20 protein-coding genes are annotated in these 21,458 nt (G+C 62.7%); 12 read left to right on the forward strand and 8 right to left on the reverse strand.

The window, feature by feature from the left end:
• Nucleotides 1–463 precede the first annotated feature (463 nt).
• The 5 genes from NKH78_RS09100 (at nt 464) to NKH78_RS09120 (ending at nt 7,467) form a co-directional block, all read left to right on the forward strand.
• Nucleotides 464–3,631, forward strand: coding sequence for an ATP-binding protein (locus NKH78_RS09100; RefSeq protein WP_352689738.1), 3,168 nt, complete (start codon nt 464–466; stop codon nt 3,629–3,631).
• Nucleotides 3,631–4,779 (forward strand): YcaO-like family protein, encoded by a 1,149-nt coding sequence (locus NKH78_RS09105; RefSeq protein ID WP_352882708.1) that lies wholly within the window; start codon nt 3,631–3,633, stop codon nt 4,777–4,779. Before NKH78_RS09100 ends, NKH78_RS09105 begins: the two co-directional genes overlap by 1 nt.
• Before the next feature lie 61 nt (nt 4,780–4,840).
• The gene (locus tag NKH78_RS09110) at nt 4,841–5,509 is read left to right on the forward strand and encodes a TfuA-like protein (protein ID WP_352505228.1); all 669 of its coding nucleotides are present in this window, start codon (nt 4,841–4,843) and stop codon (nt 5,507–5,509) included.
• Nucleotides 5,510–5,594: 85 nt separating this feature from the next.
• Nucleotides 5,595–6,776: a gluzincin family metallopeptidase gene (locus tag NKH78_RS09115; RefSeq protein ID WP_352689740.1), complete on the forward strand. Its 1,182-nt coding sequence runs from the start codon at nt 5,595–5,597 to the stop codon at nt 6,774–6,776.
• Between the two features lie 28 nt (nt 6,777–6,804).
• Nucleotides 6,805–7,467 (forward strand): hypothetical protein, encoded by a 663-nt coding sequence (locus NKH78_RS09120; protein WP_352505230.1) that lies wholly within the window; start codon nt 6,805–6,807, stop codon nt 7,465–7,467.
• Nucleotides 7,468–7,615: 148 nt separating this feature from the next.
• Here NKH78_RS09120 and NKH78_RS09125 read toward each other — a convergent pair whose 3' ends face one another.
• Together NKH78_RS09125 and NKH78_RS09130 are read right to left on the reverse strand one after the other, a co-directional pair.
• Nucleotides 7,616–8,542, reverse strand: a complete 927-nt coding sequence (locus NKH78_RS09125; protein WP_352501969.1) for a DnaJ C-terminal domain-containing protein — start codon at nt 8,540–8,542, stop codon at nt 7,616–7,618.
• Nucleotides 8,543–8,642: 100 nt separating this feature from the next.
• Nucleotides 8,643–9,104 (reverse strand): RT0821/Lpp0805 family surface protein, encoded by a 462-nt coding sequence (locus tag NKH78_RS09130; RefSeq protein ID WP_352777187.1) that lies wholly within the window; start codon nt 9,102–9,104, stop codon nt 8,643–8,645.
• A 39-nt stretch (nt 9,105–9,143) separates the two neighbouring features.
• On the opposite strand from NKH78_RS09130, the gene pdxH reads away from it, so the two are divergent.
• Both pdxH and NKH78_RS09140 read left to right on the forward strand, forming a co-directional pair.
• On the forward strand, nt 9,144–9,761 hold the full coding sequence (gene pdxH / locus NKH78_RS09135) for a pyridoxamine 5'-phosphate oxidase (RefSeq protein WP_352470672.1): 618 nt from the start codon (nt 9,144–9,146) through the stop codon (nt 9,759–9,761).
• A gap of 182 nt (nt 9,762–9,943) precedes the next feature.
• Nucleotides 9,944–10,303 carry a hypothetical protein gene (locus tag NKH78_RS09140; protein ID WP_352681146.1) on the forward strand — a complete coding sequence of 120 codons (360 nt, stop codon included), beginning with the start codon at nt 9,944–9,946 and terminating at the stop codon, nt 10,301–10,303.
• 72 nt (nt 10,304–10,375) lie between these two features.
• Here NKH78_RS09140 and NKH78_RS09145 read toward each other — a convergent pair whose 3' ends face one another.
• Nucleotides 10,376–11,128, reverse strand: a complete 753-nt coding sequence (locus NKH78_RS09145) for a crotonase/enoyl-CoA hydratase family protein (RefSeq protein ID WP_352505231.1) — start codon at nt 11,126–11,128, stop codon at nt 10,376–10,378.
• A 53-nt stretch (nt 11,129–11,181) separates the two neighbouring features.
• Nucleotides 11,182–12,945 (reverse strand): acyl-CoA dehydrogenase family protein, encoded by a 1,764-nt coding sequence (locus NKH78_RS09150; RefSeq protein ID WP_352505232.1) that lies wholly within the window; start codon nt 12,943–12,945, stop codon nt 11,182–11,184.
• 123 nt (nt 12,946–13,068) lie between these two features.
• Between NKH78_RS09150 and NKH78_RS09155 the strand changes: the two genes are divergently transcribed.
• The 3 genes from NKH78_RS09155 (at nt 13,069) to NKH78_RS09165 (ending at nt 15,245) form a co-directional block, all read left to right on the forward strand.
• On the forward strand, nt 13,069–13,449 hold the full coding sequence (locus NKH78_RS09155; RefSeq protein WP_352505233.1) for a type II toxin-antitoxin system TacA family antitoxin: 381 nt from the start codon (nt 13,069–13,071) through the stop codon (nt 13,447–13,449).
• Nucleotides 13,446–13,949 (forward strand): GNAT family N-acetyltransferase, encoded by a 504-nt coding sequence (locus tag NKH78_RS09160; protein WP_352501976.1) that lies wholly within the window; start codon nt 13,446–13,448, stop codon nt 13,947–13,949. Before NKH78_RS09155 ends, NKH78_RS09160 begins: the two co-directional genes overlap by 4 nt.
• Nucleotides 13,950–14,144: 195 nt before the next feature.
• Nucleotides 14,145–15,245 (forward strand): glycoside hydrolase family 25 protein, encoded by a 1,101-nt coding sequence (locus NKH78_RS09165; protein WP_352505452.1) that lies wholly within the window; start codon nt 14,145–14,147, stop codon nt 15,243–15,245.
• Nucleotides 15,246–15,266: 21 nt separating this feature from the next.
• Here the strand turns inward: NKH78_RS09165 and purD are convergent, their stop codons facing one another.
• A complete protein-coding gene (gene purD / locus NKH78_RS09170; protein ID WP_352737074.1) occupies nt 15,267–16,544 on the reverse strand; it encodes a phosphoribosylamine--glycine ligase in 1,278 nt (425 codons plus the stop codon).
• Nucleotides 16,545–16,700: 156 nt separating this feature from the next.
• Between purD and ubiA the strand changes: the two genes are divergently transcribed.
• Nucleotides 16,701–17,684: a 4-hydroxybenzoate octaprenyltransferase gene (gene ubiA, locus NKH78_RS09175; protein ID WP_352470707.1), complete on the forward strand. Its 984-nt coding sequence runs from the start codon at nt 16,701–16,703 to the stop codon at nt 17,682–17,684.
• On the opposite strand, the gene NKH78_RS09180 is transcribed toward ubiA, so the two are convergent.
• The 3 genes from NKH78_RS09180 to NKH78_RS09190 form a co-directional block, all read right to left on the reverse strand.
• On the reverse strand, nt 17,685–18,251 hold the full coding sequence (locus tag NKH78_RS09180) for a DUF6101 family protein (RefSeq protein ID WP_023674094.1): 567 nt from the start codon (nt 18,249–18,251) through the stop codon (nt 17,685–17,687).
• 186 nt (nt 18,252–18,437) lie between these two features.
• On the reverse strand, nt 18,438–19,868 hold the full coding sequence (locus tag NKH78_RS09185) for an FAD-binding oxidoreductase (RefSeq protein ID WP_352737075.1): 1,431 nt from the start codon (nt 19,866–19,868) through the stop codon (nt 18,438–18,440).
• Nucleotides 19,869–19,886: 18 nt separating this feature from the next.
• Nucleotides 19,887–20,867, reverse strand: a complete 981-nt coding sequence (locus tag NKH78_RS09190; RefSeq protein ID WP_352737076.1) for an L-threonylcarbamoyladenylate synthase — start codon at nt 20,865–20,867, stop codon at nt 19,887–19,889.
• Nucleotides 20,868–21,068: 201 nt separating this feature from the next.
• Between NKH78_RS09190 and NKH78_RS09195 the strand changes: the two genes are divergently transcribed.
• A complete protein-coding gene (locus tag NKH78_RS09195; protein WP_352737077.1) occupies nt 21,069–21,458 on the forward strand; it encodes a hypothetical protein in 390 nt (129 codons plus the stop codon).

Genomic DNA, 21,458 nt, shown 5'->3' on the forward strand with positions numbered 1-21,458 from the left:
GCCTATCGCACAGCCACAGTGCCCCTTCAAGCGTTCAAAGCGGACAGTTCGGGGGACAAAGCCGCTGGTCTACAGAGCCGCGCGTCCTTTCGGGCGCGCAAAGGACGCTGTAGCGCTTTGACCTTGCAGCCGTGGGCCAGTGGAAAAATCCGACGCCAGTATCGGTGTCACGGCGGAAGATGACCCTTTGGCGGAAGTTTCGTTGGCCAGCGGCCGAAGTCACGGTCATGACCCCGAGCCGACTTCCATACTTTGGGCCGTGGACGACCGCTTTGCGGTGCGCCGGGAGCGGACGTCTGGGCTTAGGCCGTCGAATGTCTGCCTTTGGACAAAAAATTTGACGTTGAGTCCGCCAACCCACAGGCGAGAGGTCCTGAGCAGCCGTCGCACCTTCCGGCGATCGCCGCTCAGTAATTTGTGCTCTGTCATACTTTTGATAGTATGCCCTGTCAGCGAGGGTGACATGTCGCATAAGAGCCGAGTTGATGTTCCGAAGGCGGGGACTGGCTCGCGCCTTCCGATCGGCAAAGGGTTGATGGATGACGGTGTCGAGACCCGTCACGAACGGCGCATACTAACCGCTCTTTGCTACGATCTCGTAGGCTCCACCGAGCTGCTGGGCCTGCTCGGCATCGAAGATTTTGAGGAACTTATCTTGGCGTTTCAAATGGCCGCCAAGGAAGCGATTGTATCGTGCTCCGGAACCGTGACGGTCGAGGTCGGCGACGGCGGCGTCGCTGTGTTCCCAGTCGATCTGGGTGCGAAGGATGCGGCGTCGCTGACGATCAGCGCCGGGCTTGGGATCGTCAGGGCGTGCAAGCTCCTTGCCGCGGAGAAAGGGAGGAGCGACCTGCATGTAAGGGTAGGCGTGGCGACCTCGATGACGCTAATCCTGAAGGGCGACACCGCTGTAGCGCAGGACACGGTAACCGGCCCTGCATTTGCGCTGGCAACCAGGCTGCAGGCAATTGCCCGGCCGGATACCGTCGTCGTGTGCAACGAGACGCGTAATCTGGCACGGCGCTCACACGTATTTAGCTTCTACGGTTCTCACGTCATCAAAGGCTTCGCGCAACCCGAGCAGGTCTGGCAGGCGCTGAGTCACAAGCGGGGGGTAGACCGTTTCTCCGCGTTCGGACGCCTCACCAGCCCCTTGGTCGACCGTACGGATGAGGCCGAGCTGATCCACGAATGTTGGAATGAGGCCGTTTCGGGACGTGGCCAAGTCGTAGTGATCGAGGGCGAGGCCGGCATTGGCAAGTCGCGCATCCTACACGAGGTGCGCCGGCGAACGCGCTTCCAACGCAACAGGTTGCTCCTCTTCCAATGTATGCCAGGCGACTCGCGTTCGACGCTGTATCCACTGCGGCAGGCGATGCTGGGCAATTTCGACGACGGCGAGCGTGCACTCACCCCTGCGCTTGTAGCAGAGGTGTTCGCAGCACATGACATTCACGACGCCGAAGTCGTCGACATCTTTTCTTTTCTGCTCGGCGTGGAAGGCGCGAGGTCCGGTTTCCATGAGATGGATCCGGAAGTGATCCGAGAGAAAGCCGGTTGGGCTGCGCGCCATGCGTTACAAGCAACGTGCGCCAGTGGCCCAGTGATCTTGATCGCTGAGGATATTCACTGGATCGACCTTACGTCGAAGCAACTGCTGGGTGAACTTGCAAAACTGGTTCCTAGTTGCCCCGTGCTCTTGATCGCAACGACGAGGCCGGGATCTGGCGACTGGCTGGATGAAAAAAGCAAGCATGTCCTGCTCGCTCCCCTTGAGCATGCCGACACCTTGCGGGCAATCGCGACGATGTGGCCTCAGGGCAAGCGAGCGCCCGCGCCTGAGCTGATAGAGTTGGTCGAGCGCGTCACCGGCGGTGTACCCCTGTTCATCGAGGAGGTTTGCCAATGGATGGCGGAGAATGCCGCTAGCGGTACTGAGCACCTGCCACAGGGTGTTTCGCTCGGCCGCGCGGCGGTGTTGGAAACAGTGTTGGACGCCCGGCTCGAGCCTCTCGGCCGCGCCCGCGAGGTGGCGCGCGCGGCCGCCGTCGCCGGCAACAGATTCAGCCTGGACTTGCTGTCGGCGCTCTTGCCGGAATTTGACCCGGGCACAATCTCTGCGGCGCTCAATGCCCTGGCCGAGGCTGGCTTCGTACGCGCCAGGCATGCAGCAGCAACAGTGTACGCGTTTCGGCATGCGCTTATCCAAGAAACGATCTATAGTGGAACACTACGGAAACGGCGCCGGACCCTGCATCAGCGTCTTTATGCGGTGGCTAGTGGCAACCGCAGCCTCGTTGGCTGGCTAACAACGGCAGCTCTTGCCGATCATGCTGAGCGAGGTGGCCTGCTTGACGAAGCGATCGGCGAGTTCGTCAATGCCGGCATGGAAAGCTCGTCCCGCTCGGCTATGGCTGAGGCAAGGCAGCTGCTCGAGCATGCCATTGCGCTTTGCGGGCAGGTTTCTGATCATGACAAACGGGATGCGCTGCGGCTCTCGGCGATGGTGGCGCTCGGGCCGATATTGACCGCTGTCGAAGGGCCAAATTCCGAGCACGCCCGCAGGCTCTACGACGAAGGCGTAAATATCGCACGGCGTCGGCCGATAGCGGAGCGCGCCAAGTGGTTCCCGATCTATTGGGGTTGGTGGTTCACGGGTTCGGTCGTTGATGGCGAGCGGGCGCAGGCCGTCGTCAGTGATCTAAAGGAGGTTAACGACCCCGAGATTCAGCTTCAGGCTAGGCACTGCTTGTGGGCAGTCGATTTCAATCGCGGAGACCATGGTGGATGCATAGCCGCGGTTGATGCTGGATTGCCGCACTATGACGTGGGCCAGGGGCACGCGAATGCCACGCGTTTTGGGGGGCACGACGCGCGCGTGTGCGGCTTGGCGCATCGTGCACTGTCGCTGTGGTTCTCGGGACGTGCAACGAGCGCTCTCCGCTCCATGTCGGAGGCCCGCCGCTGGGCTCAGCAGACTGGCCATGTCAGCAGCATCGCGCATGCCTGTATCAACGGCGCGATGCTGAGTTGCTATCGCCGCGACTTCGCTTCGTTGCGTGACGTGATTGAGGATCTGCGGCAGCTGACCGCGCTTCATCACCTGCCTTCGCTAGTCGTCTCGGCACAAATCTTCGAGGGCTGGTGCGATGGCAACGCTGGCCACCTCGAGCGGGGCAAGGACAAGATGCGTGAGGCCCTCGGCCTGCATGGACAAGTGCAGACACCTGAGGACGAGGCCGTCTATTGCGGCATGCTGGCGGAACTTCTCGCGCGCTCGGGTGAGATCAGTGGCGCGCTTGCCCTGCTTCATTCGGCGGTGGCGCAGGCCGAGGCGGGTGGCAGTCGATATTGGCTGGCGGAACTACATCGGCGAATTGCACAACTTCTCGTCCTTGACGGCGCGGCAGCTGGCCAGGTGGCAGCTGCCCTTGAGAAGAGCCTCAATACTGCAGCCGAGCAAAATGCCGTGCCCATCCTCATCGCGGCCTACGAGACGCTCAGCGTGTCAAATCTCTCGCCCGTCCTGCTTCGGAGCTACAACGACCGTATCGAAGCGGCAAGGAAGTCGGTTGAGCCCGGCGAACCGCTGATCGTCAACCCTGAGCCGGAACTGCGGGCCAGCCGATAGTGGAACAATATGAGCGCCTTGGTCCTCCGGCAGACGAAGCGCTGACGTATCTGATGTCGATGCGACAAGCGTTGGGCATCACCCGTATTGCGGACATTACCGGCCTGGACCGTGTCGGCATCCCGGTCGTGCAGGCAACGAGGCCGTTCTCGTTTTCAAACGCGGTCGCGCAGGGAAAGGGTGCCAGCCTGGCTCGCGCTGCCATATCGGCCATTTTGGAATCCGCTGAGAGCTTTTTCGCCGAGCGCATCGAATATCTTGATGCAGCTTACGCTTCGGCCACTTTACTCGGCATACCCTACGGGCGATTTGAGACGTGGCTGCGAGAGCCCGCCCCTGCTGATTGGCGCGGCCGAAAAATCGCTTGGATGGAGTCGGAGAACCTGCTGGGCGGCGGCCGCGACTTCGTTCCGCTGGAATTGGTGCACACGGCCTATCTCGTACCGCCCAGCCCCTGTGACGGAATTTTCACGCCAACCACAACCGGACTGGCGGCCGCGCTTGATGAAGCAGACGCCATCACACACGGCATATTGGAATGCGTCGAACGCGATGCGATCGCCCGCGCTCTCAAGACGCATGGTTTTCTGCAACACCAGCAAATCGATCCAGCGACCATCGATGACGCAAGGGTCTTGGCTTTATTGGATGAACTCGCACGAAAAGACATGATCGTCGGCCTTTGGCTCGCGCCGTCGCCTGTTGGCCTGCCTGTGATTTGGTGCCATCTGATGGAGAGCAATCCTCGAGAGACGGCATTGCTCCATCTGCCGGCCGACGGCTCGGCCGCTGCATTCGATCCGGCGGCAGCTGCCGTCCAAGCGATCCATGAGGCGGCGCAGGCGCGGCTTGCGGCGATCTCGGGTGCGCGCGACGACATGACCCGGGCGTCTTATCCGAAATATCCCGACTGGCAGCTTATCGAGGCGCACCGCCAGCTGATCACCGGCGGCCGCAAGGACGTGAGTTTCGCCCGCCAGCCTGCCGATCGAGCGGCGAGCGGGCAGACCTTGCGTGGCAGCCTTCTCGCACGACTGGAGGAAAGCGGAATCAGCGCGGTGTATCTGATCCGCCTCAACACCAGCCCTTGGAACCGACTGTCGGCCGTCAGGATAGTTATCCCGCAATTGTACCCTTTAGTGGAGTGACCGGATGCGACCTCGGCTCGTTTTCACCGGCCCCACGCTATCGCATCCAGAGGCACAGCAGGTGGCCGACGTGATCTGCCTGGCGCCCGCGGTACAAGGCTCGATCATAGCCGCGGTGCAGCGTTATGACCCGGCTGCAATTGTCATCATAGACGGCGCTTTCCAGGCTGAGCCGGCAGTGAGGCACAAGGAGATACTGTGGGCGATCAGCCAGGCCATCCCGGTAATTGGTGCGGGAAGCATGGGAGCCTTGCGAGCCGCCGAGCTTTACCCGTACATGCACGGCGTTGGCCTTATCTATCGATGGTATCGCCGCTTCGCTTTCCTGCCTGATGACGCAGTGGCAGTGCTGTACGGTCCGAAGGCGGTGAATTTTTCGCCACTAACGCACGCTTTGGTTGATTTGCGAATAACCGTCCGCGCCGCTTGGAGGCGGAACCTGATCTCCACCGATTTGTCAGGAAAGCTTGGGAATACGGCCCGGAACCTCAATTTTAGGGAACGTACGCTGTCGCGAATGGTCCGCGAGACATTACCGGAAGCCGGTGACCATGATATCGAAGCCTGCCGGCAAATTCTCGCAGGAGCTTTCGTTCAGCAAAAGAAACGCGACGCACTGTCGGCTCTGCAACTTATGAGAGAAAAGGCATTGGTGCCGGCGGAATTGAAGAATTTCAGAATGACGGTCGCGTTTGTCCAGGATTTGGAGGACGCCGGCTTAGCAATCTGACGACAGAGTTGCCGGTGATACCTGGTGCAATTTACGAAGTGCAGGCTTCGTGCTAGTGTTGCCGACTATGAGAGGGGCCGCGCAGTTGAACGCGCTCGATGTCGCCGGTCGGGCGGGGATGTCGGCTGGAACGCGCTTCCTGCTATACCCACAAGCGCCTCACGTTTCTGGGTACGAGAAACCCGAGGCGGTCTGGATTTCAACATCGCCTGGTTTGATCCATCCGGGCCCGGAGGATCATCGCATATACGTGCGTGATCCCGTGCTGGACAAGCAGCCGTACGAGTATCCTTACCTGCCGCCCTTTGTTGGCGCGTATTTCCCACCAGCCGGACCCGGCCTTGATGGTCATTTCGACCACCTCTCTCTTCAGTCGCGCCAGTTCCTGGCAGCGCATGCGTTCGCGGCCGCGAGCCGGGTGCTGGACATCTGGGAAAGCTATCTGGGCAAGCCGATTGTCTGGTACTTCGCCGAAACATACGAGCGGCTTGAGATCATTCCCTGGCTTGACTGGGAGAATGCGCAATCGGGGTTTGGATATCTGGAGCTTGGCCGCGAGCGTGGAGCCGACGGGCGCGGCCATCCGTACGCCCTCAACTTCGACGTGATCGCGCACGAAATGGGTCACGCCATACTCTTTTCTCTCTTCGGAGTGCCCACGCAAGGCCTGCAGGACGGCGACTTCGGGCCGTTCCACGAAGCCAACGCCGATCTTATTTCGCTGCTTTCGTTCCTGCATTTCGACAGCGGGATGGATCGATTGTTACGGCACAGCCAGGCAAACCTGCTTGTCCTCAACGAGCTCAACCGCATCGCCGAACTGACGGGCGACCGCCAGATCCGCCTTGCCAGTAACTCGCGCAAGATGACGGAAGTGACCGAAGAGATTCATGACCGGTCTCGCCCATTCACGGGAGCGGTGTTCGATACTCTGGTCGATCTCTACCATGCCGGCCTGGTGCGGCAGGGCTTGGCCGACGAGCGCCTGCTTGGCTTCGACATCAGGCAGGTTGGCGAAGCCGACATGCGGCACATCTCCGACTTCACGGGCGATGCATTCCGGGCCCGTCCGTTCCTTTTTAAGACCGAGCTAATCAAGGCGCGCGACGATGTCGCGCTTGGGCTTGCGCGCGCGTGGACACGCCTCGATGCCGATCATCTCACATTCGCAGTCGCAGCCTCCACCATCATCGAAGTGTCCGACCGCATCCGCCCGGCCATAGCGGCAAGCTTCGAAGAGAATTTCAGGTGGCGGGAAATTTTATGAATTGGTGATTGCAACGGAGGGTAACAACATGAGCGACGATTTTCATCGACCGACTTACACCACGAAAGATCCCCATGGAGCATTTAACGCCACACAAGTGCGCCTCTATGGAATACCTGGTCTTGGTCTTCCTATATCCAGCAAAAAGAAAAAGACATTGGAGCCAATAACAGGAAAATACAAGAATCATTCTATAATAATAGCAAAGATACTTGATGACGGCGATCCTGATGACAAAAGAATTTTACGGTTTAAGAAATATCTTAGTAAAACCCCACCTAACAATAGCAGTTATGTGTTTGTTAATTCTATCGTAAATAGGTTTATGCTTATGCTTGGGGCGATTGATATAAACCCGACAAATGGTGATAAAGAAATACTTAGTTGCGGTGTAATATTTGGATATGCCTACGAGGGTCATACTTATGATCTCCCGAAGCCCAAGGTAATGTTAATTCCAGCAAATCCGGAGGCAGATATTCCTGAAGACGACTCCAACTATAAATCCAAGGAGAGTGAAGGATACGCCGTCTGGATCGTTGATAAGCTCGACAAATGCGTGGAGATTGAAGTGAATCAGGGTTTCGTCGAGCAGATTGTTCTTGACGCGAATCTACCGGGCAAAAGCTCGCCCACAATGTACGCGTCCCGAATGATGATGGGGCACCGCGGGGGAAGACTTGGCGACTGATAGACGCTAGATCTAGTGCGCGCATGGCCGATCGCGAGTTGTGGTCGGCCAGCCCAGTGGCGCTGGTTGCTCGTTTCCTGTCAATAACCGACGCGGCATGAAACCACTCACGCCCGCTTACGACGTCAAGCGCCGGCCTTTTCGACCGTCAGCGCTTTCGCCGGCGCATCAGCGCCTCTAGCTCGGCGTCGCCGCCTTCCGGCAGCATCAGCCGCACGTGCGCGTAGAGGTCGCCGTGACCGCCGGCCTTTTCCGGCAGGCCCCTGCCCTTCAGCCGCAGAACCTTGTCCGAGCTCGACCAAGGGGGGACGTTGACCGCAATCCTGCCGGTCGGGGTTTCGACTGCCACCTTGGCGCCATGCACCGCATCGGCCAGTTCTACCGGCAGGTCGACATGCAGGTCGCGGCCCTCGACGCGGTAGCGCGGGTGCCGGCGGAAACGGATCTTGACCAGCGCATCGCCCGGCTGCCCCGGTCCTTGCTCACCCTGGCCTTTCAACCGGATGGTCTGGCCGTCCTCGACATAGGCCGGCAACTTGACCGCCATCTTGCGGCCGTCGGGGAACATCGCCGTCACTTTCTCGGCGGTGGCGGCTTCCTCGATGGTGACGTCCAGCGTCACGTTGAGATCTGCGGCCGTCGGCGCCTGACGGCGGCCGCCCGTGCCGGCGCCGCGCTGCTGGCTGAAAGCATCGCCGAAGATCTGGCTGAAGATGTCGCTGTTGCCGTCGAACGGGTCACCACCGGGACGGCCCGTGCGGAATTCGAAATGCGCGCCGCCCGGCCCTTGCTGCCGGCGGAAACCGGCGAAAGGATCGGCGCCGCCGGCCGCACTCTCGAAACCCTGAAACCGCGGTTTGCCTTCGGCGTCGATCTCACCGCGATCGAAAGCCGCCCGGTTCTTCTCGTCGCCGACGATCTCGTAAGCCTGATTGGCGGCGGCAAAACGCTCCTTTGCCTTGGGATCCGGATTCTGGTCCGGATGATACTTCTTGGCGAGCTTCCGGTACGCCGATTTTATGTCCTTGGCCGATGCGTTCTTGGCAACGCCCAGCACCTCATAGGGGTCGCGCATGCTTACTGCCCTGGAGAAGGAGTGGTTCCATGATCGCCTCCTATATGCGCTTGCATAGGAAGAAATTCCAGTGGCTTACCGCTATATAGCCGGCGGAAAATCAGAGCGCCTTGAAGTCCTGCATTCGCCAGGCGCTGCCGCCGGCCAGGCATACTTCGCCTTTGAACAGCGCGACGCCGTCGAAGCTCTCGCGCGACGCGGTGAAGCGACGGCATGTCTCACCGTTAGCCCTGAATTCTGCGAGCTCGGTGATGGAGCCGCGCGAGCCGGTGTCGGCATTCGCCCAGGGAATGGCCTGCCCGGCCAGTTGCTCGACGTCGGCGGAGGACACGGCGTTGCGGATCGTAGCCTGGTCGGAAGCGCGGTCCTGATCGAGCGGCGTGACTGAGGCCGGCGTGCTCGAGGTCAGTATCGAGCCGTCCACCTCCGCCTGCTCCAGGCTGAAGCCGCCCCCGCCACAGGCGGCAAGCGGCAGGATGATTGTCACGATCATGGCTTTGGCGCTGGCCGAAGCGATAACGCTCCATTGCCCACTGTCAAAAGCTTGCGCGATACGCGACAATCGGCAATCTCCCCAGCCGGCGACAAATTTGGGAAAACTATGAGCGAAACCGGGTTAACAAGCGGTGACTTTACCGAGGCGGCGGAGCCGTTCCGGCTTTTTGCGGCGTGGCTCGACGACGCTACGAAGAGCGAGATCAACGACCCCAACAGCGTGGCGCTGGCGACGGTCGATGCCGAGGGCATGCCGAATGTGCGAATGGTGCTGCTCAAGGGGTTCGATGAGGGTGGCTTTGTCTTCTACACGAATTTCGAGAGCGCCAAGGGCCGCGAGATCCTTGGCAGCATGAAAGCAGCGATGTGCTTCCACTGGAAATCTCTGCGCCGGCAGGTGCGGGCGCGGGGCCCGGTGGAGATTGTCACCGACGCCGAAGCCGATGCCTATTATGCGACGCGTCCGCGCGGCAGCCGCATCGGCGCCTGGGCCTCCAAGCAGTCGCGGCCGCTGGAAAGCCGCTTCGCGCTGGAAAAGGCGGTTGCCGAATATACGGCGCGCCACGCGATCGGCGAGATCCCGCGGCCAAAACACTGGTCGGGCTTTCGCATCGTGCCGCAGAGCATTGAGTTCTGGCACGACCGTCCGTTCCGGCTGCACGACCGTGTCGTGTTTTCGCGCAACGCCGAGGGCGGCTGGGACAAAATGAGGCTTTATCCGTAGGGCACGACGGTGGAGCGCCGATCTCCCCCTTGTGGGCCCTTGTGGGGCAGATCGGCAGCTTCCGCACCGGCGCCCATTTTTTCAGCCCTTCTTCCTAGTCATGAAGGCGGCCAAGGCCGGGCCGCTTCTGGCGGATTTCCAATTCCCACGATCACGATCTCGTGTGCGTGAAACGTTCCAGCTTGCCGGAACGAACCAGGAAAGGGCTCAACGCGCCGCTGGCGCAAATTCAGGAGGAAACAATGCATTCACTCAGGTTGGTCACGATGGCCGGTCTTGCCTGTCTCTTCGCTTCGCAGGCCTTTGCGGAGGATGCGATGGGGACAATGACGGTGATGAAGGGTGGGGAGGTCATGGCGATCATGCCCGATGGGCATATGGGCACCATGATGCCCGACGCGAAGATGAGCGCCGAAATGATGAAAATGGCGAAACCGATCAAGCATTGCATGATGTTGATGACCGACGCCAAAGGCAAGACATTCATGATCGACACGTCTTCGGCAAAGGCCCAGGCCGAATGTAAAAAAATGGCGATGTGACAAAGAGAGCATGGCAAGAAAACCCGCCGGTTGCTGCCGGCGGGTCCACGATGCGAGACAAGGCCAGAAGGTCTAGGCCTTCTTCCTGGTCATGAAGGCCGTCAAGGCTGCGCGGGCCTCGTCGGATTTGAGCCGCTCGCGGAAATGCTGGCTTTCTTGGCCGATGCGCTCGACAAGGGCGTCGCGCGAGCCGCGCATCAGGTCGCGCGCGATCTTCAGCGCTTGCGGCGGTTTGGCAGCGATCTGGCCCGCCGCCGCCAATACCGATGCTTCGAGTGCCTCTTCCTCGACCACCTCATAGATCAGCCCGGCGGCCTTCGCGCGCTCGGCCGAAAAGCCCTCGCCGAGGCCAAGCAGCGCGAAGGCGCCTTGGCGGCCGAGGATCTGCGGCGCGAGCAGGCTCGATCCTGCCTCCGGCACAAGGCCGAGATCGACGAAGGGCGTCCGGAACATTGTGCGCGGCGTGGCGAACGTCAGGTCGCAATGCAGGTTGAGCGTGGTGCCGATACCGACGGCAATGCCGTCGACGCCGGAAACCATCGGCTTTTCCACCTTGGCCAGCGCCATCAGGAAATCCCAGACCTCGGAACCGCCTTCGCCGCCCGAGGCGACGACCATGAAATCGGCAAGGTCGTTGCCGGACGAGAAGGCACCGGGGACGCCGAGAAAGACATGGACGCGGATCGCCGGATCGGCGTCGCCGCCGGCAAGAGCCGCCGACATCGTCGCGTACATGGCGCGGGTCAGGGCGTTCTTCTTGTCCGGACGGTTCATGCGGATGATCTGGATGGCGCCCTGGCGCTCGACGAGGATGTGCTCTGTCACGGATTGGTCCTTTGTGAATTTCGGGCCTTTGTGAATTTCGGCGCGTGCGAACGTCAGGCTGAAATCAGCGCCTTGCCGGCAACGGCAAGGCTGTCGGCGCCGCCGACGACGCGCTCTTTGAGCGCGGCCACTTCGCCAAGCAGGTTCTCGGCGAAGAACCGGCAAAGCGCGATGCGGTTTTGGTCGGCAAGCGCGCCGCGCGCCAGATAGGCCCCGCCCGCGGCAAGCGAGATCAGCCTGAGATAGGGTGTGGCGCCGGCCAGCGCCTCGTCCGATCGGCCTTCGGCTTGCAGGTCTTGCAGGAAACGGGTTGCCTGGGAGAGCTCGTCGAGCGCCTGGTCGAGGCGATCGGCGGTGCGGCCGAAGCCTTCAAGGTTCGACGCTCGCACCGCATCGGCGACGGCCTTGAGTTCGGCGATGTAGCCATGCACATGCCGGCCGCCGCCGAGCGGCAGCTTGCGTGTCACCAGATCGATCGCCTGGATGCCATTGGTGCCTTCGTAAATGGGCGCGATGCGCGCGTCGCGATAAAGTGCTGCGGCCCCTGTCTCCTCGATGAACCCCATGCCGCCATGCACCTGCAGCCCAAGCGAGGCGACCTCGACGCCGACGTCGGTCGAAAAGGCCTTGGCCAGCGGCGTCAACAGATTGGCGCGCTCCTGCCAGTGCTTTGCATCTTCGCTCTGCGACGCAAGATCGATGGCGTGGGCGCAGGAATAGCAGATGGCACGGGCAATCTGGGTCAGCGCCTTCATGGTCAGAAGACTGCGCTGGATGTCGGGGTGATGCACGATCGGCGCCATGTCGGCACCGCCATAGCTTGCCGCCTTGCCTTGCCGGCGATCGTTTGCATAGGCGAGCGCCTTCTGCGTCGCCGCCTCAGCGACCGCGACACCCTGAATGCCGACGGCAAGGCGCGCATTGTTCATCATGGTGAACATGCAGGCGAGGCCCTTGTTCTCCCCGCCGACCAGCCAGCCGATCGCGCCGGGCGCGGTGCCTTCGAAGCCATCGCCATAAATCATCGTGCAGGTCGGCGAAGCGTGGATGCCCAGTTTGTGCTCCAGCCCGGAGCAGAAGACGTCGTTGCGTGCGCCCAGCGCGCCATCGTCTCCGACCAGGAATTTCGGCACCAGGAACAACGACAGGCCGCGTGTGCCGGCTGGCGCGTCCGGCAGCCGCGCCAGCACCAGATGGATGATGTTGTCGGTGAAATCGTGCTCGCCATAGGTGATGAAGATCTTTTGCCCGAAGATGCGGTAGGTGCCGTCGCCGGCCGGTTCGGCGCGGGTTCGCAAGGCATTCAGGTCCGACCCTGCCTGCGGCTCGGTCAGGTTCATGGTGCCCATCCATTCGCCGGAGACCAGCTTTTCCAGATATCTGGCCTTGAGTGCCTGCGAGCCATGTTTGTCGAGTGCTTCGACCGCGCCCATGGTCAGCGTCGGGGCGATGCCGAACGCCATCGAGGCGGAGTTCCACATTTCGAGCGCGGCGACGCCGAGCATGGCCGGCAGCGCCTGGCCGCCATACGCTTCAGGCGCGGACAGCGCATTCCAGCCGCCGCCGATCCAGCGGCGATAAAGTTCCTTCCAGCCGGGCGGGGTGGTGACGGCAGCGCCGTCGAGCACCGCGCCTTGCTGGTCGCCGATCTTGTAGAGCGGCGCCACCTCCTCACTGGCGAAGCGGCCGGCCTCGGCCAGAATGGCGTCGACGAGGTCCTCGCCGAGTTCGCCAAAGATGCCGATATCGAGCGCCGGCTTCAAGCCGGCGACATGCTTCAGGGTGAAGGCGATCTCCTCGACCGGTGCCCGATACATGGCGCTCGCTCCTCCTCTGTCCGGCTCTCCTCAGTCCGGCAGGTCAACTCAAGATCCGTGCCGACGCTCCCCGTCCACCTTCGTTTTGCGTAAACGTCAAACTTTGTCACGCGGATTTTGCAGTTGCTGGCTCGTCTGCAAAATTATTTAGAGCCGGACGACGCACTTGATTTGTACGGCTATTTCCCGTACAAGGTAGCATCAGGGGTGACGATAATGCCAAACCAACAGACCCGCACCGCCCGTCTCGAAGCCCGTATTTCGCCGGATATGCTGGACGTGGTGAAACGTGCCGCCGAAATCCAGGGCCGCAGCGTCAGCGACTTCGTGGTCGCCGCCGCTCAAGAGGCGGCGCAGCGTACTATCGAGAACACCACCATCATGCGTATCTCCATCGAAGATCAGCGCGCCATGATGGAGGCGATTCTCAATCCGCCCGAGCCTAATGAGGCACTGCGCAAAGCTGCCGACGCCCACAAACGGCTGGTCGTCGAAACCCGGTGACTTTCGCCGTCATTATCGAACCGCTCGGCGGATCGCATGATCGCAAGGCGTTCAGCTGCGGGGTACCGGCGCTCGACCGCTACATTCGGGAGCAAGCCAGCCAGGATGTCAAACGCCGAGTCGGCAATTGCTTCGTTGCCGTGGATCGCGATGGCGGCGCGATCGCCGGATATTACACTTTGGCGGCGTCGAGCATACCAATCGCGTCCTTGCCTGACGAACAGACAAAACATCTGCCACGCTACCCGGTTCTGCCCGCGATATTGGTCGGCAGGCTGGCCGTCGATGCCCGATACCAGCGGCGGCGGGTCGGGTCGGCGCTGATCGTGGATGCGCTACGACGTAGCGTTAGCGCTGCCCCAGCAGCCTTCGCGTTGATTGTCGATGCCAAGGATGACCAGGCGGTCGCGTATTATCGCAGGCATGGCTTCACCTCGTTTCAGAGCCGCCCGCTATCACTGTTCCTGCCCATAGCAACAGCGTTGAAGCTATTTGGCTGACAATCGCAACCATCGCTTTGCTCTTGAGGAGCACCAAGGATCGCTTCGCCAGCGCTCCAACTCGCCCACTCGGCACCCGAAGCATTTCCTTAACCATGGCGGTTCAGGATTTGGCTTTGGCCAGCAAGGATCTGCTGTTTGAAAACGCCGGCGCGCCCCCTTGTCCGCTCAGCGCTTCTCGTTGTCGCGGCCGCGATGACCCTGGCGCTGACGCCGGCAAAGGCCTCGGATTTCTCCGAACCTTGGAAGGATGCCGACCGGGCGCTGGTCGTCGACGCCTACGAATACAATTCCATCGACTGGACCAGGCTTGCCACCGACAAGCGTCTTGTCGGCTTCATCAACAAGGCATCCGACGGAATGCCGCCACCCTATTTCTGTTTCGGCGACGAGACCGAGGTGCGGCTGTGCAAGACGCTTTGGAAGCGCCATGCGGTGGCGCGTGAGCTGTTCCAGACGCGCAAGGTTGTGGCCAAGGCGCTTGGCTTGAAATGGGGCGCCTATCACCTCGCCCGCCCCGGCAACCCGGTCGGCCAGGCCAATCATTTCATCGAGTTCGCCGAACCCGGGCCGGACGACCTGCTTGCCCTCGACATCGAGGACGACGACCCGACGCAGTGGATGTCGCTGGACGACGCCGAAGAATTCGTCCGTCAGGTGCATCGGCGGCTCGGCCGCTTTCCGGTGCTCTACACCAATGGAACGACCGCCCGGCACATCGCCGACAACAGATACAAATACCAGCTGCTGTCGCGGCTGCCGCTGTGGTATGCGCGCTACAAGCCAGACATCGGCGTGCATTTTCCGATGGGCAACTGGCAGGGTTATGCGCTCTGGCAGTTTTCGGCGCGAGCAAACTGCGGCCGGTTCCGCTGCCCTTACAGGGTCGCGGGCACACCCAACGATATCGACGTCAGCGCCGCGCCGATGAACGCCACGGAATTGCGCGCGCAGTGGCCGTTCGGCGGCCTGATCGACGTGCAGCCGGATTATCTCACCTCGATACCGGTGCCGCTCTCACGCGAGGCGGGGCTCGCCGGCGGCACCATCACTTACGCCAGCGTGACGCCAGCAAGCGTCGAGGAGATGGTCGCGGTATTCAGGGCGCGCCTGGCCAGGTTCAGCAGCGGCTTTCAAATGCCTGCGGCGAAGGCGGCGCCGGGCCTTCTGCGCGGGATTGCCGAATATGTCGCCTGGACGCGAAACGAAAAGCGTGCGGCATCGGTGCCAGGATTTGTCTCCACCGCCGATGCGGTCAGCAGCGTCTCGACCGAATTCGACCACGGCTTGCGCTGAGGCCGAAGGCAGCCCGAAGCATCAGTTCGCCTGCTCGCGCGCCACCGCCAGCCAGCCAATGTCGCGGCGGCAAAAGCCTTGCGGCCAGTCGATCCGGTCGAGCGCGGCGTAAGCCTTCTTCTGCGCCTCGCCGACGGTGCGGCCGGTCGCCGTGATGTTGAGCACGCGACCGCCATTGGCGACGAGTGCGCCGCCGTTGATGGCGGTGCCGGCATGAAATATCTCGACGCCCTCACCCGCCGCCGCCTCGACGCCGCGGATGACCGAGCCCCTTTCCGGCGTGCCGGGATAACCCCTGGCTGCCATCACCACGGTGAGCGCCGCCTCGTCGCGCCAGCGCACCGAAGTATGCGCCAGCTGGCCGTCGGCGGCTGCGTTGAGCAGGACGAGCAGATCGTCCTTCAGCCGCATCATCAGCACCTGGCATTCCGGGTCGCCGAAACGGGTATTGTATTCGATCAGCTTCGGCCCGCTGTCAGTGATCATCAGCCCGGCGAACAGCACGCCGGAAAACGGCGCGCCTGTTTCAGCCATGCCGCGCATGGTCGGCTCGACGATCTCGCGCATGGTTCGGTCGATCATTTCCGGCGTCATCACCGGGGCCGGCGAATAGGCGCCCATACCGCCGGTGTTCGGGCCGGTGTCGCCGTCACTGAGGCGCTTGTGGTCCTGCGCGGTGCCGAAGGGCAGCGCGGTGGTGCCGTCGCACAGGCAGAAGAAACTTGCTTCTTCGCCGACGAGAAACTCCTCGACCACCACTTCCGCGCCGGCCTGGCCGAAGGAGCCGTCAAAACAGGCGTCGAGCGCGGCCAGCGCCTCGTCAAGCGTCATGGCGACGGTGACGCCCTTGCCGGCAGCGAGGCCGTCGGCCTTGATGACGATCGGCGCACCCGTCTTCTCGACATAGGTCCTGGCCGAAGCCAGATCGTCGAAGCGGCCATAGGCGGCGGTCGGGATGCCGTATTTGGCGCAGAGGTCTTTGGTGAAACCTTTCGAGCCTTCCAGCCGTGCCGCTGCCTTTGACGGTCCGAAGACGCGGATGCCCTCGGCGCGCAGGTCGTCGGCAATGCCGGCGACCAGCGGCCCTTCCGGCCCGACCACGACGAGGCCTATTTCATTCTCGCGGCAAAACCGGACCACCGCTGCGTGATCGGCAGTATCGAGCCTCACCAGTTCGGCTTCGTGGCCGATCCCCGGATTGCCGGGCGCCGCGTAGAGTTTGGTCAGCAGCGGCGACGCCGCGATCTTCCAGGCAAGCGCATGCTCTCGTCCGCCGGAGCCGATCAGCAAAACACGCATGCCCAGATTCCTTGCCATTTCACGACCAGGACTGCGCTATTGCGCCGCGCGCGACGGGTCAAGACATTTGGCTGCCGAAGCGCCGATTGCGCGTGGCGAGCGTGCGGGGGCTGCTTGACGCTTGACGGCATTCGCCTCTGCTGCCACTCCAGCAAAATGGAAACCGTCCAGTCGAAAGCGGCCCAGGGCCGCGTCGCCGATGCGCCGAGCGGCCACTGGGTCTATCGCGTGCTGCCGCGGCGGTTGTGGCCCTATGCGCAGCTTGCCCGGTGGGACCGGCCGATCGGCTGGCAATTGCTGCTGTGGCCATGCTGGTGGTCGGCTGCGCTTGCCGCGAGCGCCTATCCGCGTCCGACGGACCCGCTTCTCTCTCTGCTGCCGTCGCCGTGGTATCTGCTGCTGTTTTTTCTTGGCGCGTTCGCCATGCGCGGCGCCGGCTGCACCTACAATGATTTGGTCGACGAGGACATCGACAACCAGGTGGAACGCACGCGCTCGCGGCCGTTGCCGGCCGGCAAGGTCACGCGCCGGCAGGCCTGGATGTTTGTTGTCGTGCAGGCACTGGTCGGCCTTGCCGTGCTTTTGCAGTTCAACAGCTTCGCCATCTTGCTCGGCATCGGCTCGCTGGTCATCGTCGCCGTCTACCCGTTCATGAAGCGGTACACCAATTGGCCGCAACTCGTTCTCGGCCTTGCCTTTTCCTGGGGAGCGCTGATGGGATGGGCGGTCGAGTTCGGCGATCTCGATGGGCCAGCAATCATGCTCTATATCGGCTCGATCCTGTGGGTGATCGGCTATGACACGATCTATGCGCATCAGGACAAGGAAGACGACGCCATCGTCGGCGTGCGCTCGACGGCGCGCCTGTTCGGCGACAATACCAAGGTCTGGCTGGCCGGGCTTTATGGCGGAGCGCTGGTCTGCTTCGCCATCGCCTTTGCCTCGGCACAGGCACCGGTGCCTGCACTTGCCGGGCTGATCGCCGCCGGCGCGAATCTGGCGCGGCAGATCGGCGTGCTCGACATCGACGATCCGGACCAGTGCCTGAGGCTGTTCAGATCGAACAACCAGGTCGGCTGGCTGATCTTCCTCGGCCTGATCGGCGGCGCGGTCTGGGTGGCGCTGAAGCCGCTGGTTTAGCTATTCCCGCGAAATAAGCTCTTCGCCGCCGATGACCAGCCTGAGGCCGAGGTCGCCGGCGCGGCGGCGGGCGAGGAAGCGCGGGCGGCGCATGGTCGAGACGCGACCCTTGCGGCGGTCCTGCGCCGGCAGCGCCTTGATGGCGGCGCCGAGCGATTCTTCCAGCGTGCGGGCGATGCCGTCGGCCTCGATCAGCAGCATCGGCAGGCGGTAGGCGTCGGCCCAGGCGCGCCAGTCGGCGGCGACGTCGTCGAGATCGTCGGCGACCAGCAGCGGCACCGACAGCATCGGATCATTATGCAGAAGCTCAAGCGTCACTGTGACATTGCCATCCGGATCCTCCATCGCGCGGGCGGCGACGCCGCGAAACGCGTTGGCGGGCAGAGCGATGATCGCCGGCACGCCGCTCATCTCCAGCGTGCGGCGGATAACCGCGCCGCGCTGGTCGATGGTGAAGGTAACGTCGCCATAGTCGTCGCGGGTGGCGTAGCTCACCACCTGCGGCAGGCGGAATGGGTCGAGACGCATATTGCGCCCGGCCCAGACTGGCTTCAGTCCAGTGTTCATATCGTGCCTTTCCTGTTTCTCCTGAGAGCCGGTGTTTCCGGTTCTCCGGGCCGGTTTTCCCAGCCTCGTTTGTGGAGAAACATTAGCGCGGGCTTCTTATCCTCGCGCTTAAGAAAGTCGGTTAAATTTTGCTGATCCGGGGCGGATGGTTATCGGAATGCCAACCGGCGCAGGCCGGCGAAAGGATCAGATAACCTTACCCGGATTCATGATGCCGGCCGGATCGAAGGCGGCCTTCACCCTGCGCATCAGCTCGATCGCCATCGGCGGCGCCGTCGCGATCAATTCGTCCCGCTTCAACTGGCCGATGCCGTGCTCGGCCGAGATCGAGCCATGAAACGCGCGCACAACGTCGTGCACGGCCTTGTTCATGACGTGGTAAAGGCCGAGAAACGCCTCGTCATCGCCGTCGGCCGGCCGGGAGATGTTATAGTGCAGGTTGCCGTCGCCCATGTGGCCGAAGCAGACGACGCGCGCGCCGGGACTGACCGATTGCACGGCGCCGGCGGCCTTTTCAATGAAGGGCGGGATTGACGCCACCGGCACCGAGATGTCGTGCTTGATCGAGGCACCTTCCGGTTTCTGCGCCTCGGGCAGCACCTCCCGGAAATTCCAGAACGCATCGCCCTGGGCCATGCTTGCCGCGATCACCGCATCGCCGACGATCGCTTGCTCGAGGCCTGCCTCCAGCACCTCCTCGATCAGCGCCCTTGCATCGTCGGCCGAACGGCCCGACGAGATCTGCATCAGCACATACCACGGCCAATCGCCGGCAAGCGGCCGCACCACGCCTTGTGCGTGGGCAAGCGTGAAGTCGTAGGGCCTCTGGCCGATCAGCTCGAAGGCGGTGAGCGCTGCCCCTGCACGGTCCATCGCCAGGCTGAACAGCGACAATGCCGCCTCCGGCGATGACAGGCCGGCAAACGCCACCTCGCGCCCCTTGGGCTTGGGGAACAGCTTGAGCACGGCGGCGGTAATGATGCCGAGCGTACCCTCGGCGCCGACGAACAGGTTCTTCAGATCGTAGCCGGTATTGTCTTTTTTCAGCTTGCGCAGATCGTCGAACACTTCACCGGTCGGCAGCACCACTTCGACGCCGAGGCACAGCTCGCGCGCATTGCCGTAGGCAAGCACGCCGGTGCCGCCGGCGTTGGAGGAGAGATTGCCGCCGATCTGGCAGGAGCCTTGCGCGGCAAGCGACAGCGGAAACAGCCGGTCGGCGGCATCGGCCGCTTCCTGCAGCGTCTGCAGGATGACGCCGGTTTCGACCGTCACCGTGTTGGACAGCGTATCGATCTCGCGGATGCGGTTCAGCCGCGACAGCGACAGCACGATCTCGCGGCCGGATGCGTCCGGCACCTGGGCGCCGACCAGCCCGGTGTTGCCGCTTTGCGGCACGATGGGCGTGCCGGTTTCGGTTGCCAGCCGCATGATGCGGCTGACCTCCTCGACGCTCCCCGGCCTCAGCACCAGCGCCGTCCTGCCGTGCCAAAGTCCGCGCCGCTCGGTGAGGTAAGGTGCGATGTCCTGCTGATCGCGCAGCGCATATTTATCGCCGACGATTGCCGCAAAGCGCGCGATGACGGCGGGGTCGAGATCGGGGGAAATGTCGTTCATGGGTGGAAACTATGGTGCTCAATCCATCTTGTCACGCGGGGCGATCTTGTCACGCGGGGCGGCGGCGCGCGAAAGCCGGTCATTGATCGCCTCGCCCAGCCCGTCGAACGGGATCGGCTCGACGGCGATGGTTTTGGCGCCGCTGCCATCGAGATCCTGCAGATGGGCGAAGAGATTGCTTGCCGCCTCGCGCAGGTCGCCGGTCTCCGACAAATTGCGCAGTGCGGCTGCATCGCGCCAGCCTTCGGCACGGCGGCGGCCGAAGGCCAGCAAGGCTTCGCCCGGCGCGACCTTCGCAGCATTGAGCCGCACTGCCGCACCTGGCGCATAGTGCGAGGCGAGCATGCCGGGCGCCTCGATGCCCGAAGCGCCGCGCAGCAACTTTGTCCCGGCCACTGCTTCGATCTCTTCGGCGGCAATGCCGCCCGGCCGCAGCAGCCGCAGCTTTCCAGCTTCGACCTTGACAATGGTCGATTCCAGCCCGACCGGCGTCGCGCCGCCGTCGACCACAAGCTTGATCCGGGGACCGAGATCGGCGGCCACGGCCTCGGCCGTCGTGGCGCTGATCCTGCCCGAGGAATTGGCGCTTGGCGCCGCCAGCGCGCGGCCGAACCTGGCGATCAGCTCGCCGCCAAAGCCTTTCGGCATGCGCAGCGCGATCGTTTCCAGACCGGCGGTGACCAGCGGATGAATGCCGTTGCCGGGCCGTTGCGGCAGCACCAGGGTCAGCGGCCCCGGCCAGAATGCGTGCGCCAATCTTTCCGACAGCGGATCGAACAGCGCGATGCGCTCGGCCATCGCCGGGTCGGCTATATGGGCGATCAGCGGGTTGAAGCGAGGGCGGCCCTTGGCTTCGAAGATGCGGGCCACGGCAACGCCGTTGGTCGCGTCGCCGGCCAGCCCATAGACGGTCTCGGTCGGGATGGCGACGACATCGCCGCTCTCGAGCAGCGCCAACGCCCTTTCCATCGCCTCGCCGACGGCACGAATTTCAGCCACTGTCGTCACCTCACGGATGCGGGTGCCTAATACGCTGACGCCGACGGAGCAAGTCCGGGCGTAGGCGAATCGCAAATCGCTAAAATGCTATGTTTCCCCGCAAGCCGGCATCAACTGCCCTCGGCTAGGGTGCCGCCTTGTTGGGCAAGGGGAATTATCATGCTTTCGATGCGTATCCTTGGAGCGCTTGGTCTGGCGTTTATGGCCGGCACGGCACAGGCCTCGTCGCTCGTTTTTCTCGGGCAAACGACGGCGACGCCTTCGGTTGTAAATGCCGGCGCGCTCGAACGGGCGAAAACACCGTCGATCGTCGCGCTCGGCGAGAAGTTGCCTGACGTCAATGAAAACGTCGCCGATGAAAAGGTCGCGGCAATCCCGAGCCAGCCGAGTCATGGCTTCGACGGAAGTCCGATGATCATTCGCGGCGGTATCGTCGGCGATGCCTTTGCAACGCCCGCGCCCAAAGCCGCGCCGGCCACCGCTGCCGCGCCCGCCGCGGACAGCAAGGCCGACCCAAAGGTCGCCAGCAAAACCCCTGAACCAGCTGCGCAGCAGCCTGCGCCGCTAGCAGCTCCCGACCAGCCGAAATAG

Source organism: Mesorhizobium sp. M0910 (genome assembly GCF_040319465.1).
Classification (GTDB): domain Bacteria; phylum Pseudomonadota; class Alphaproteobacteria; order Rhizobiales; family Rhizobiaceae; genus Mesorhizobium.

What these genes read in the sequence shown, in the direction of transcription:
- NKH78_RS09100 (WP_352689738.1), top strand. Translation starts at nt 464, where the DNA reads ATGTCGCATAAGAGCCGAGTTGATGTTCCGAAGGCGGGGACTGGCTCG.
- NKH78_RS09120 (WP_352505230.1), top strand. Translation starts at nt 6,805, where the DNA reads ATGAGCGACGATTTTCATCGACCGACTTACACCACGAAAGATCCCCAT.
- NKH78_RS09125 (WP_352501969.1), bottom strand. Translation starts at nt 8,542, where the DNA reads ATGCGCGACCCCTATGAGGTGCTGGGCGTTGCCAAGAACGCATCGGCC.
- pdxH (WP_352470672.1), top strand. Translation starts at nt 9,144, where the DNA reads ATGAGCGAAACCGGGTTAACAAGCGGTGACTTTACCGAGGCGGCGGAG.
- NKH78_RS09150 (WP_352505232.1), bottom strand. Translation starts at nt 12,945, where the DNA reads ATGTATCGGGCACCGGTCGAGGAGATCGCCTTCACCCTGAAGCATGTC.
- NKH78_RS09165 (WP_352505452.1), top strand. Translation starts at nt 14,145, where the DNA reads ATGACCCTGGCGCTGACGCCGGCAAAGGCCTCGGATTTCTCCGAACCT.
- purD (WP_352737074.1), bottom strand. Translation starts at nt 16,544, where the DNA reads ATGCGTGTTTTGCTGATCGGCTCCGGCGGACGAGAGCATGCGCTTGCC.
- ubiA (WP_352470707.1), top strand. Translation starts at nt 16,701, where the DNA reads ATGGAAACCGTCCAGTCGAAAGCGGCCCAGGGCCGCGTCGCCGATGCG.
- NKH78_RS09180 (WP_023674094.1), bottom strand. Translation starts at nt 18,251, where the DNA reads ATGAACACTGGACTGAAGCCAGTCTGGGCCGGGCGCAATATGCGTCTC.
- NKH78_RS09185 (WP_352737075.1), bottom strand. Translation starts at nt 19,868, where the DNA reads ATGAACGACATTTCCCCCGATCTCGACCCCGCCGTCATCGCGCGCTTT.
- NKH78_RS09195 (WP_352737077.1), top strand. Translation starts at nt 21,069, where the DNA reads ATGGCCGGCACGGCACAGGCCTCGTCGCTCGTTTTTCTCGGGCAAACG.